Origin of the sequence: Nocardioides sp. NBC_00850 (assembly GCF_045207335.1) — a bacterium.
In the GTDB taxonomy this organism is placed as follows: Bacteria; Actinomycetota; Actinomycetes; order Propionibacteriales; family Nocardioidaceae; genus Nocardioides.
On sequence record NZ_CP108845.1, the window covers coordinates 5,736,170 to 5,749,243 of the forward strand.

Sequence of the window (13,074 nt, forward strand, 5' to 3'; positions counted from 1 at the left end):
AGTGGAGAAACTGTTGCCGATATGTGGACGCGACCGGGTCCGGCACGACAGACTCTGACAAGTGACCACTGACGCGACCGAGGACCTGACCGGTCTGGAGCCATCGGCGCGCTCGCTCTTGGACGCGGTCATCGCGATGTCGAGCGAGCTCGACCTGAGCGCCATGCTGGAGAGAATCACCCGCTCCGCCTGCGAGCTGACCGGAGCGAGCTACGGCGCCCTCGGCGTCCTCAGCCCCGACGGTGACCTGCAGGACCTGATCACCTACGGCCACCAGCAGGAGCCGACGCTGCAGGTCGTCGGCAAGAGCCGGGGCCGCCGGGCTCGTGTCGAGGATGATGGCGATGACGACGAGCCGGCATCGACGACCCGGCCCAGAGGAGTCACCGCTCCCGAGCCTCTCCTGCTGGTCTCACCCCGCACCTCTGATGGCGGCGGCAGCCACGCGCTGCGTACGGGCGACCCCGGCAAGCGCAGGTTCATCGAGGTGCCGCTGCGCATCGACAACCGCGACTTCGGCCACCTGCTGCTGTCGGAGAAGGTCGGCGGCGCCGAGTTCACCAGCCACGACGAGCAGCTCGTCGTCGCCCTCGCCCGAGCCGCCGGCGCCCAGATCGACAAGGTGCGCGAGCTCGAGCTCAGCGAGCAGCGCCGCAGGTGGCTCGAGGCGAGCGCCGAGCTCAGCCGCGCCCTGACCCCGCCGCTGGACCACCTGGTCGCCCTCGAGCGGATGTGCGAGACCGCGCTGCCGCTGATGCGCGCGATCGGCGTCGGTGCCGGCACCCGCATCGAGCACGGCCTCGTCTCCGGCGTCGCTGCCGCGCCCGGCGAAGAGGAGCGGGTCCGGGCCGTGACCGAGAAGGTCCCGCTCCTGATCGACCGTCGCATCGTCGAGCCGCTCGACCTCGAGGTCGACGGCCTCTACGTCGTGGTCGCTCCGGTGCGCTCCTCGCTCGCCGGCCGCGGCGCGCTGCTGGCGATCTACGACAAGGCCAGCGCCGCCCACGACGAGCACGAGCGCGAGCTCTTCTTCGGCTTCGCCGGCCAGGCCGCCCTCGCCCTGGACCGCCTCCGCGCGGTCGAGGACCGGGCCGACCTCGCCGTCATCACCGACCGTGACCGGATCGCCCGCGACCTGCACGACGTGGTCATCCAGCGCCTCTTCGCGATCGGGCTCCAGCTGGAGACCCTGGGCCGCAACCCGCAGCGGGTCGAGGACCTGCCCAAGCGGCTCTCGGAGCAGGTCGACGCGTTGGACCAGACCATCAAGGACGTACGCGGCTCCATCTTCGACCTCAGCAACCACGACGCCTCCTCGCTGCGCGCGCAGGTGCGCGAGGTCGTCCGGGAGTACGCCGGCGTCATGGACTTCACCCCGGAGATCAAGATCACCGGGCCGGTCGACACCGCGGTGCCCGACTCGGTCCGCAACCACCTGCTGCCGGTCCTGCGCGAGGCGGTCTCCAACCTCGCCCGGCACGCCCAGGCCCACAGCGCCCAGATCGAGCTGAGCCTTCAGGACGACGAGATCAAGCTCGTCGTACGCGACGACGGCGGCGGCGTCCCCGACGAGGCCGAGGAGAGCGGGCTGAAGAACGCCCGTTGTCGCGCGGTCCAGCTCGGCGGTCAGCTCGAGATCGGCCCGCGCTCCCCCAGCGGCACCGAGCTCGTCTGGCAGGTGCCGTTGGGCGCTGGGGTCTGATTCCTACTACTGACCCCGGCGAGGGTGGAGCAGCTCCTTGGCCATCAGCGCCGCCTGGGTGCGTCGCTGCACACCGAGCTTGGCCAGGATGCTGGAGACGTAGTTCTTGACCGTCTTCTCGGCCAGGAACATCCGCCCGGCGATCTCGCGGTTGGTCAGGCCCTCGCCGATGAGCGCGAGCAGGCGCTTCTCCTGGGGCGTGAGCGCCTGCATCTGCGGCGACTCGCCATCGGGGTTGCGCATCTTCTCCATGACCTTCGCGGTCATCAGCGGGTCGAGCAGCGAGCCGCCACCGGAGACGGTGCGGATCGCCTCGACCAGGTCGTTGCCGCGGATGTCCTTGAGGACGTACCCCTTGGCCCCGGCCATGATCGCCGAGAAGAGCGCCTCGTCGTCGTCATACGAGGTCAGGATGAGTGCGAGCATCTCGGGGTAGGCCGCACGGACCTCACGGCACACCTCGATCCCCGAGCCGTCGGGCAGGCGGGCGTCGAGCACGCACACGTCCGGCTGGAGGCGGTCGATGTCCTCGCGTGCCTGGGCGGTGGTGCCGCCTTGGCCGACGACGGCGATGTCGTCATGACTGTCGAGCAGTGTCGTCAACCCTTGGCGCACGACCTCGTGGTCGTCGAGCAGGTAGACCCGGATCGTCCTTGTCTCGGTCAACACCGTCTCACTTCCCCCATTCGTTGAAGGGAGACCACGGTATCGGTCAGCCCCAGTCCGGTCGATGTGTGAGTCATCCACAATACGGTTTTCGTGCCGCCATGCGGACCAGGCTCTGCGCCAGCTGTCGAGCCATCCTCCCGCGCGAGCACCTCACGCGCCAGCGACGCGGCGGTCGCGGTGTCCAGATGAGCCAAAGGTTCATCCAGAACCAGGACCTTGTGCCCTGCCAGCAGCGACCTCGCCACCGCCAGCCTGGCCCGTTCGCCTCCCGAGACCTCAGCGGCGCCGTCGCCGAGCCTGGTCTGCATTCCGGCGGGGAGGGCATCGAGCCAGTCGCCGAGGTGGGCGCGCCGGATCGCCTGCTCGACCTCGTCGTCGGTGGCCTCGGGCCTGGCCAGGCGTACGTTCTCGACGAGGCTGGAGGCGAAGACGTGCGGGTCGTCGTCGACGAGACCCACGATCTTCCGTACGTCCTGTGGGTCCATGTCGCCGGTCGATCTTCCGCCCAGGGTGATCGTGCCGGTGTCCGGGTCGAGGAAGCGCAGCAGCAGCGCGGCCAGGGTGCTCTTGCCGGAGCCGGACGGGCCGACGATGCCGATCCGCGCGCCCGGCTCGACGTGCAGGTCGGGGATCTCGACGCTCTGGCCGACCTGCTGGCCGCCAGGGTGGGCGGTGACGCCGGTGATCGTGATCGTGGTGTCGTCGGCGGGCCGCTCGGGATGCTCCGGGGCTCTGACCGCCGGCGGGCGGCTGGTGAGGTCGTCGAGACGGCGCTGCGCGGCACGGGTACGGGCCCGGGCCGCGCCGGCGTCGGCGAGGGTCGCCGCGGGCTCGGCGAGCGCCAGCGGGACCAGGGTGAGCAGAGCGAGCATCGGGCCGTCGCCGACGGTGGCGTAGGCGGCGGTCGCCGCGACCGCCGCGCCGGCGGTGACCAGCACGAGGGCCTTTGCCAGCGAGGAGGCCGACGCCGCTGTCGTGGTCGCCCTGGTGGCTGCACCGGCCAGGTCGTCGAGGGTCTGCAGCACCGGCTCGCCGGCCTGCCACATCCGGCGCTCGGTCGCCGTCTGGGTCGCCTCGACCACTTGCTCGGACACCTTCGCCCGCACCGTGACCGAGATGTTCTCGGCGCGTGCGGCTCCGGCGTACGCGATCCCGAAGGCGGCTCCCGCCGCCAGCACCGTGGCCATGGTGAAGGCCCCGGCGACCGGGTCGATGAGCGCGGTCGCCAGGACTGCGAGGGCCGCCACGACGGCGTACTCCCGGATCGGCAGCCGCACCCGCAGCTCCTCGTCGAGCACTGCGTCGACATCGTCGACGACGCTGGCCAGCACGTCTCCCCTGCGGCCGGGCAGCGCGCCGGGCACCAACGGCACCAGCGCGTCGTAGATCTGCACCCGCCGCCTGGCCAGCAGCCGCAGCGCACTGTCGTGCGACCACAACCGCTCCAGGTAGCGCAGCACCGGCCGCGCGATCCCGAACGTACGCACCCCCACCATCGCCGCCACCAGCGTCAGGATCACCGGGTGGTAGGAGGCCTTGATGATCAGCCATCCGGCCAGCGCCGTCAGCGCCACCCCCGACGCCCAGCTCAGCCCGCCGACCACCGCCGATCCCCACAGCGCCACCCGCGCCGAACCCTCACTTGTGGCGGCCGAATCGTGAGCTGTGGCGGGCGAATCGGTAGTTGTGGGCGACGAAACTCCACTTTCGTCCGCCATTTCTGCGGTCTCGGCCGCCGCTTCTACGGTTTCGGCGGGAGGGGACCCGGCGGAGAGGGAGATGACCTGGTCGGCGATGTCGATGAGCGCGTCGCGGTGGGCGACGAGGACGACGGCTCGATCGCGGGCGAGGTCGGTGACGGTGTCGGCGATGATCCGCTCGGTGTCGGGGTCGAGGTGGGCGGTCGGCTCGTCGAGGAGGACCCAGGAACGATCGGAGAGTACGACGCGGGCCAGTGCCAGCCGGGCCCGCTCACCCGCCGAGAGCGAGCGGCCGTCCTCTGCCAAGTCGGCTCCGAGCCCGCCGGGGAGGTCGGCGATCCGGTCGGCGAGGGCTACCCGCTTGAGTACGCGCCACAGGTCGCTCTCGGTCGCCTCCGGCGACCCCAGCCGCAGGTTGTCGGCGATGGTGCCGCTGACGAACACCGGGCGCTGCGGCAGGTAGGCGAACCGCCGTCGCCACTCGTCACCCGCAGCCGGGGTCAGTCCGTCGAGCTCGACGGTGCCAGCGTACGTCTCGTGGAGGCCCGCGATCGTCGCCAGCAACGTGGACTTCCCGCAACCGCTCGGACCGACGATGGCGGTGATCCCCCGAGCGGGGACCGTCGCGGAGACCGGCGCCAGCGCCGGCCGCTCGCGGCCCGGGTAGGTCAGCCCCACCTCGGCCAGAGACATGCCGAGACGTCGCTCCCGTCGGTCGAGTTGGCAGTCGGTGACGTCTCGGCCGACGCTGGTGACGTCTCGCGCGGAGAGGTCCGCGGTGGCCTCGAGGGTGGCCGTACCCTCGGCGGCCGCGTGGAACTCGGTGCCGACGCGGCGCAGCGGCCAGTAGGCCTCGGGGGCGAGCAGCAGGACGACGAGAGCCGTCTGCAGGTCGACCGAGCCGGCGGCGAGCCGGACCCCGATGATCACCGCCACCAGGGCGACCGAGATGGTGGCGACGAGCTCGAGCACCGCCGAGGATGCGAACGCGATCTTCAGGGTCTCGAGGGTGCGGCGGCGGTAGCGGTCGGTGATCGTGGCGATGACGCGCGACTGCGCCGTGGCGCGACCGAAGGCGACCAGGGTCGGCAGGCCCTTCATCACGTCGAGGAAGTGACCGGCCAGGGCCGACATCGCTCGCCACTGGCTGGCCGCCTGGTCACGCGTGGCCAGCCCGACCAGCACCCCGAAGATCGGGATCAGCGGCAGCGTGAGTCCCACGATGAGACCACTGAGCGGGTCGGTCCAGACGATCACCGCGAGCACCATGACAGGCAGCACGCACGCCAGTACCAGCGCCGGCACATAGCGCGTCAGGTACGGCTCGGCGGCCGAGACCCCGCGCGTGGCCAGCGCCGAGAGCGAGCCTGAGCTCTCCGACCGGCCGCGCAGGATCGCCCCGACCACCCGGCGCCGCAGGTCCGCCCCGACGACACCGGCGGCCCGGGCACCGGCCACGTCGGAGACCACTCCGAAGACGGCGCGCCCGGCGAAGACGGCGACGACCGCCAGGGCCCAGCCGCTCACCGACCCCGTGTCGCGGATCGCGGAGATGAGCAGTCCGGTGACGGCGTACGTCTGGGCGATCAGCAGCACCGCACCCAGCACCCCTGCCGCCACCACGACGGCCAGCGGCCGCCGGGCTACCGACAGCTGGGCGCGCAGTCGCGGGTCGTTCGGGCGCATCTCAATGGGCGGCGGGGATGTGATGGATCGAGATCCGCTTGCGGAAGATCCAGTACGTCCAGGCCTGGTAGCCCACCACGATCGGCGTGAACACCGCCGCCACGATGGTCATCAGCTTCAGCGTGTAGGGCGTCGCCGCGGCATTGGTCGTCGTCAGCGAGTTGGCGACGTCGGTGCTCGAGGGCATCACGTCGGGGAAGAGCCCCACGAAGAGCCCGGCCACGGCCAGCCCGATGGCGAGGAAGGTGCCCGCGAAGGCGAACCCCTCACGACCGACGTACGCAGCCGCCAGCCCGCCCACGAGCGCGAGCGCCGCCACCACGAAGATCACGGCGGTGCCGAGGTTGCCGGTCAGAACCTGCGTCCAGACCAGGAACACCACGGCGAGCACGGCGGCGACCACCCCGACCTTGAGCGCCAGCGCACGAGCCCGGCCGCGGATCTCGCCGTCGGTCTTGAGGGCGATGAACAGCGCACCGTGGGTCACGAAGAGCGACAGCGTGACGAGTCCGCCGAGGAGCCCGTACGGGTTCAGCAGCGTCAGCACCGTCCCCGTGAACTCGAAGTCGGCGTCGATCGGCACCCCGCGCACGATGTTGGCGAAGGCCACACCCCACAGGAACGCTGGGACGTAGGACCCGAAGATCACCGCGCGGTCCCACCAGCCGGCCCAGGTGACCGAGGGCCGCTGGTGGCGATACTCGAAGGCGACGCCACGCACGATCAGCGCGATCAGGATGAGGAACAGCGGCAGGTAGAAGCCGGAGAACAAGGTGGCGTACCACTCCGGGAACGCCGCGAACGTCGCCCCTCCTGCGGTCAGCAGCCAGACCTCGTTGCCGTCCCAGACCGGGCCGATCGTGTTGATCATGACGCGCCGCTCGCGGTCGTCGCGGGCCAGCACCGGGAGCAGCATCCCGACGCCGAAGTCGAAGCCCTCCAGGACGAAGTAGCCGATCCACAGCACGGCGATGAGGCAGAACCAGACAGTCGTGAGTTCCATCAGTTGCTCCTCAGTACGCGAAGTTCATCGGCTCGTCGGCATCCGAGTCGGAGCCGCGCAGGGAGGGGTCGGGTGGCTCGACGAACGGGTCCGGAGCCTTCTTCACGTACTTGATGAGAAGGCCGACCTCGACCACCGCGAGCACGGCATAGAGCGCGGTGAACCCGAGGAGCGACATCCACACCTCCCAGGGCTCGACGCCCGGCGAGACGCCGTTGGCGGTCGTCAGCACCCCGAAGACCACCCATGGTTGGCGGCCCATCTCGGTGAAGATCCAGCCCATCGAGTTGCCCAGCAGCACCATCACCGGCGCCGAGATCGCCAGCGCGGGCAGGAAGCGCCCGACCAGCCCCGTCGGCGTACGTCCTCGGCGGGTGAACCAGAGGACCGCCAGCCCGATGAGGCTGCCGACGACGCCCAGGCCCATCATCCAGCGGAAGGTCCAGTAGGTGACCGGGATGTTGGGGGTGTAGTCGCCGGGTGAGTAGTAGGTCGCGCCCGGCGTCGAGCCGTACTTCTCGCGGTACTGCTCCTGCAGGTCGTAGATGCCCTCGACCTTGCCGTCGAAGGTGCCGGTGCCGAGGAAGGACAGCACGCAGGGCACCTCGAGCGCCCACTTCTCGTGCTTCCCGTCGCGGGTGCCGATGGTCAGGATGGAGAACGGCGCACACGAGTCGGAGGTCTCCCACAGCGCCTCCGCGGCCGCCATCTTCATCGGCTGCACCTCGGTCATGATCTTGCCCTGGATGTCGCCCGAGACCGCCACACCGATACCGGAGAAGACCATGATCCAGGCCGCCAGCACCATCCCGCGCCGGTGCATCGGGCGGTCGGCGTTGTTCTCACCGGGCCGGCGCAGGTAGAGCCAGCCCAGGATGCCGAGCATGAAGGCCGCCGAGGTCAGGTACGCCGCGAGGATGACGTGCGGGAACGTACCCAGCTGCACCTTGTTGACCATCACCGCCCAGAAGTCGGTGAGCTCGGCGCGGCCGGTGACCTCGTTGAACGTGTAGCCGACCGGGTGCTGCATCCAGGAGTTGGCCGCGAGGATGAACCACGACGACGCCAGGGTGCCGAGGTGCACGATCCACATGCACGCGTTGTGCAGCGCTCGTGGCAGCTTGTCCCAGCCGAAGATCCACAGGCCCAGGAAGGTCGACTCCAGGAAGAAGGCGAGCAGCGCCTCGATCGCCAGCGGAGCCCCGAAGACGTCCCCGACGAAGCGGGAGTAGTCCGACCAGGTCATCCCGAACTGGAACTCCTGCACGATCCCGGTGACCACACCGAGCGCGAAGTTGATCAGGAAGAGCTTCGCGAAGAACTTCGTCAGCCGAAGCCACTCAGGGTTCTTCGTACGCAGCCAGATCGTCTCCAGCACGGCGACGAGCATGGTGAGTCCCACCGTGAGCGGGACGAACAGGAAGTGGTAGACGGTCACGATGCCGAACTGCCACCTGGCTAACTCCAGGACGCTGTCCACGTCGATCACTATGTCACTGCCGCCACATGAACCTCAGCACCCCCTCCCGAGGGGGTACGTTTCTTGTGAGCCACCGCACCTGAGCCCATCGCAGACACAAAGAAGCCCGGCCGCCCTGGGCTCGAGGTCACGACCGCGGGGGGATGATCGCGACCTCGAGTCCGGGACGGCCGGGCTCTCAGATCTTCGTGCCACCAGGGCCGCATACAGATGGGGGAGCTGATGCGGCAACCTGGTGTCACTCAGTGTTCAGGCCGAGGAGAACCTCAGCCCGTGAGATCACTATCTCATCATCTGCGCCCAGAGGTTGCGGTCGCGGACGGACTGTTTACGTACTGTAAACAGGTAACCTGCGTATCAGTAGACCTAATACGCGGGCGATACAGCGGCTCCACAGAAAATCGGGTATGCATTTGGATGTACCTTGAGGTGGGGGGTGAGCATGTCGGATCGCGAAGGTGTCCTCGCGCGGGTGGTCGACGAGGTCATCGACTACGTCGGCGCGGGCCTGAGCGTCCATCTGGTGGGGCCCCGCGCATCCGGCCGCAGCGAGCTCTGCGCCCTGGTCGCCAACCGGCTCGAGGACGAGGGCCGGTCCGTGCTCCAGCTCAGCGGCCACCGCGCCTGGCAGAACGAGCCGTTCGCCGCGCTGACCGCCGCCGGCATCGGCAGCGCGACGCCCACCGGTCCCCGGCGCACCATCGGTGAGATGACCACGGCGCTGAGCAAGCAGCTCGGCAACGGCACGGTCCTGGTGATCGACGACGCCGACGCGCTCGACACCTACTCGGTCGGAGCCCTGCGAAACATCCACCGCCAACGACGTCTCCTGGCCGTGACCAGCAGCCGCCACCAGCACCCTGTCGCCGAGAACACGCTGATGCTCGGCATCGCACCGTCGGTCCAGGTGCGCTCCCCCGCGCTCGAGGTCGACGAGGTGCACGAGGTGTGCCGCGGGATCCTCGGCGGCCCGGTGGAGGCCGGGTCCCTGGCCCGGATCGCGATGGCGACCGGCGGCCTGCTCGGCCTGGTTCGGGCCATCGCCACCGTCGGGCCGCGGGCGGGGGTGCTGGAGCAGCTCGACGGGTTGTGGCGGCTGCCGCGGCGTACGGGCTGGGCTCCTGAGCTCGCCTCGGCCGTCGAGCCGATCGTCGCCGGGCTCGACCAGGACGCCTGGGACGGCGCGACCGCGCTCGCGGTGACGGGTCCGGTGCCGCTGGACGAGGCCGAGAAGCTGCTCGAGCGCAACGTGCTCGACGCGCTCTTCGCCCACGGCCTGGCGCGGCACAGCGAGGACGGCCCGGGCAGCGGCGTCGTGGGCCTCTACCCACCGCTCATCGGCGACTACCTGATCACCGAGGGCTCGGCGTTCGGGCTGGTGATCGCCCGCAACCACCTCGCCGCAGAGCAACCGCTCCTCGACTACGCCACCCACCGTCCCCGCGGCGCCGACGCCGCCCTGCTCCACCAGCGATCGCTGCGCCAGATGGCCGACGAGGTCACCCGAGCGCGCCGCTCCTGGACCGAGATGCCGTCGCCCGAGACGGCGCTGCCGCTCCTGGTCGCGCTCCGCAACACGGCGGCGCCCAGCGACCAGATCGAGGAGGTCGAGCGGCGTACGCCGCTGACCGACACCCAGGAGTCGGCCTGGATGCTGGCCTGGTTCGCCACCTGGAAGGCGGTCGAGCTGGGCGACCTGAACGCCGCCAAGGCTGTGCTCGACGACGGGCTGAACCGGCTGCCCACCTTCGCCGCGACGCTCGAGGCCACCCGCGCCCATCTGCAGTTCCAGACGGAGTACGTCCCCGAGGTGCCCGACGTCGAGCCCGACCCGCGCGACTCGGCCGGCCCCGAGATGCTCGGCGTGGTCGCCGCCGAACGCCTCCTCGCCGCCGGGATGGTCGAGCAGGCACGCAACCTGCTCGAGAGCCAGCAGCCGCAGAACCCGCTGCCCGCCGGGCTGCACGCCTTCCTCATCGGGCTCGCCGACATGCTCGGCGGCGACCTGGAACGAGGCATCGACTTCGCCCGCGAGCAGCTCGAGGCGGCCTACCAGAGCTCGGGCGCCATGCTCATCCAGGCCCACGCCTATCTCTGCGTACTCGGTCTGAGCATCGCCGGCCGGCTGACCGAGGCGAGCCAGGCGGCCTTCCAGAGCCTCTCCTCCTCGAGCGTCGCGGCCTATCGCGACGTCGCCCACACCGGCATCCTGACCCTCGGCGCCGAGATCGCGATGGCGCAGGGCCGCCCGGAGTACGCCCGCAGCCTCGCCTCCCAGATCGGCGGCGCGAAGGTCGCCTTCGGCCCCTGGCCCGGGATGGTGGCCAGCATCATGGCGCCGGCCAGCGGCCGGATGCCCAGCCTGAAGGAGCTGTGCGAGCTCGTCGGCCAGCGGCTGGACGCCGGCTACATCACCGGCGGCATCTTCCTCGCCGTCGAGGCGGTCGAGCGCGGCGCCAACGAGAACAAGCACATCACCCGGGCCGCCAGCCTGGCGGCCGGCACCGAGAGCCCGCTGCTGCAGGGCATGGGAGCGTACGCCGCGACCACGGCCGCCGGCGACGTCGACGGCCTCCGCGAGGCGATCGTGAAGCTCGCCGATGCCGGCGCCCTCGTGTTCGTGACCAGAGCCGCGATCTCGCTGGCGATCCTCCAGCGCGAGGCCGGCGACCTGGCCGGCGCCGCCGAGACCCTCGACACCGCCTGGGAACGCTCCGAGATCTCCGGCAGCCGGGCCGGCATGTTCCGTCGCGCGGCAACCCACATCGGGCTCTCCGGACGGGAGAGCGAGGTGCTTCGGCTGCTCCCCGAGGGACCCACGACCGCCTCGCTGGCCGCGGACCTGGAGATGAGCACCCGCACCGTCGAGACCCACCTGCACAACATCAGCCGCAAGACCGGGGTCTCGGGTCGCGAGGACCTCGCCCGGGTGGCCGACACCTGGCTCCGGCCGGCGCCGAACGGCGACTACTCAGCCGGCGACAGGCACTTCACCAGCGGCTCGTAGAGCTCCTTGCTGGCCTTCTGGTCCGCCTCCGAGAGATCCTCCGGGCTGATCTTGGAGACGTCCTCGGCCTCGACCAGGAGGCGTACCGCCTCGTCGGAGAGATCCGACTCGTAGTAGGTCTTCGCCAGGCATGCGGCCTGCTTCTCGGTCACCTGGTCGCCGCTGCTCTGGGTGATCTGGCCCTCGATGTCCTCGACGCTGGGCCGATCACCCCCGCCACCGCCGCTGCCCTCGCCACCACCACATGCGGTCAGCGCGAACAGCGTGAGCAGAGAGGCCGCGGCGATGGCCGTCAGGCGATGCTGACTGCCTCGGGCTCCGCTTCGGCGGGTGTGGGGGGACGCGATCATGAGCACGCATCATGGCGTACGCGACCCTCCCCCGCTAGGGGGGAGGGTATCCGCGGACTCAGGAGCTGGTGAGGAAGAAGAGCAGGTCCTGGCGGGTGAGGACGCCGACGGGCTTGCCGTCCTCGTGCACCAGCAGCGCGTCGGAGGAGCCCAGGGTGTGGGCGGCGTCGTGGGCGTCGGCGCCGGAGCCGATCGAGGGCAGCGGCGGGGACATGTGCTCCTCGACGGAGTCGGTGAGCTTGGCCTTGCCGGTGAACAGCGCCTCCAGCAGGGTCCGCTCCGAGACCGAGCCCGCGACCTCGGCGGCCACGATCGGCGGCTCGGCGCGGACGACGGGCATCTGCGAGACGCCGTACTCCTGCAGGATGTGCACCGCCTCGGCGATCGTCTCGCCGGGGTGGGTGTGGACCAGGTCGGGCAGCCGGCCGGACTTGCCGCGCAGCACGTCGCCGACGGTCTGCTTGCCGGCCTCGCCGGTCGCGAAGCCGTACTGCGCCAGCCACTCGTCGTTGAACACCTTGGTCAGGTAGCCGCGTCCGGAGTCGGGCAGCAGCACGACGATCACGGCGTTCTCGCCCTCCGGCGTGCCGGCCAGCTCCGCGGCGAGCTGCTTGGCGGCGTACGCAGCCATGCCGGCGCTGCCGCCGACGAGCATCTGCTCCTCGCGGGCGAGCCTGCGGGTGTAGGCGAAGGAGTCGGCGTCGGAGACCTCGATGATCCGGTCGGCGACATCGCGGTCGTACGTCTCCGGCCAGAAGTCCTCGCCGACACCCTCGACCAGGTAGGGCCGCCCGCTGCCGCCGGAGTAGACGCTCCCGGCGGGGTCGGCACCGATCACCTGGACGTCGGGGTTCTGCTCCTTGAGGTAGCGGCCGATCCCGGAGATCGTGCCGCCGGTGCCGACACCGGCGACGAAGTGGGTGATCTTCCCCTCGGTCTGGCGCCAGATCTCGGGACCGGTCTCCTCGTAGTGGGAGCGCGGGTTGTTGGGGTTGGCGTACTGGTTCGGCTTCCAGGCCCCGGGCTGCGAGGCGAGCCGGTCACTGACGTTGTAGTAGGAGTCGGGGTGCTCCGGCGGCACGGCCGTGGGCGCGACGACGACCTCGGCACCGTAGGCCTTCAGCACGTTGCGCTTGTCCTCGCTGACCTTGTCGGGGCAGACGAAGATGCACTTGTAGCCCTTCTGCTGGGCCACCATCGCCAGGCCGACACCGGTGTTGCCGGAGGTGGGCTCGACGATCGTCCCGCCCGGCTTCAGCTCACCGGACGCCTCGGCCGCCTCGATCATCCGGGTGGCGATGCGGTCCTTCACCGAACCGCCCGGGTTGAGGTATTCCACCTTGGCCAGAACCAGCGGTCCTTGGCCGGGTGCGGAGGCGCCGGCGCCGTCCAACGCACGCTCCAGCCGCACGAGCGGAGTGTTGCCAATAAGGTCGAGAAGCGAGTCCACGTACTCCATGCCGACAGCGTATGTCCA

Annotated in this window: 8 protein-coding genes; 2 read left to right on the plus strand and 6 right to left on the minus strand. The window is 70.3% G+C overall.

Annotated features, from left to right (window positions below; genetic code table 11):
* Nucleotides 1–61: 61 nt before the first annotated feature.
* A complete protein-coding gene (locus tag OH802_RS27855; protein WP_406023609.1) occupies nucleotides 62–1,702 on the plus strand; it encodes a GAF domain-containing sensor histidine kinase in 1,641 nt (546 codons plus the stop codon).
* Between the two features lie 6 nt (nucleotides 1,703–1,708).
* On the opposite strand, the gene OH802_RS27860 is transcribed toward OH802_RS27855, so the two are convergent.
* Genes OH802_RS27860 through OH802_RS27875 form a run of 4 tightly spaced genes read right to left on the minus strand, consistent with a single transcriptional unit; the run spans nucleotide 1,709 to nucleotide 8,240 of the window.
* The gene (locus OH802_RS27860) at nucleotides 1,709–2,371 is read right to left on the minus strand and encodes a response regulator transcription factor (RefSeq protein ID WP_350662111.1); all 663 of its coding nucleotides are present in this window, start codon (nucleotides 2,369–2,371) and stop codon (nucleotides 1,709–1,711) included.
* A complete protein-coding gene (gene cydD, locus OH802_RS27865) occupies nucleotides 2,365–5,757 on the minus strand; it encodes a thiol reductant ABC exporter subunit CydD (RefSeq protein ID WP_406023610.1) in 3,393 nt (1,130 codons plus the stop codon). The genes OH802_RS27860 and cydD overlap by 7 nt, the downstream gene beginning before the upstream one ends.
* 1 nt (nucleotide 5,758) lies before the next feature.
* A complete protein-coding gene (gene cydB, locus OH802_RS27870; protein ID WP_406023611.1) occupies nucleotides 5,759–6,760 on the minus strand; it encodes a cytochrome d ubiquinol oxidase subunit II in 1,002 nt (333 codons plus the stop codon).
* Nucleotides 6,761–6,770: 10 nt separating this feature from the next.
* Nucleotides 6,771–8,240 (minus strand): cytochrome ubiquinol oxidase subunit I, encoded by a 1,470-nt coding sequence (locus tag OH802_RS27875; protein ID WP_406023612.1) that lies wholly within the window; start codon nucleotides 8,238–8,240, stop codon nucleotides 6,771–6,773.
* 442 nt (nucleotides 8,241–8,682) lie between these two features.
* On the opposite strand from OH802_RS27875, the gene OH802_RS27880 reads away from it, so the two are divergent.
* Nucleotides 8,683–11,247, plus strand: coding sequence for a LuxR C-terminal-related transcriptional regulator (locus tag OH802_RS27880; protein ID WP_406023613.1), 2,565 nt, complete (start codon nucleotides 8,683–8,685; stop codon nucleotides 11,245–11,247).
* Here the strand turns inward: OH802_RS27880 and OH802_RS27885 are convergent.
* Entirely contained in the window at nucleotides 11,208–11,597 is a 390-nt protein-coding gene (locus OH802_RS27885; protein WP_406023614.1) for a hypothetical protein, read from the minus strand. The two genes, OH802_RS27880 and OH802_RS27885, sit on opposite strands and share 40 nt — an antisense overlap.
* 58 nt (nucleotides 11,598–11,655) lie before the next feature.
* Complete coding sequence (locus tag OH802_RS27890; RefSeq protein ID WP_406023615.1) at nucleotides 11,656–13,056, minus strand: cystathionine beta-synthase; 1,401 nt, start codon at nucleotides 13,054–13,056, stop codon at nucleotides 11,656–11,658.
* Nucleotides 13,057–13,074: the final 18 nt, after the last annotated feature.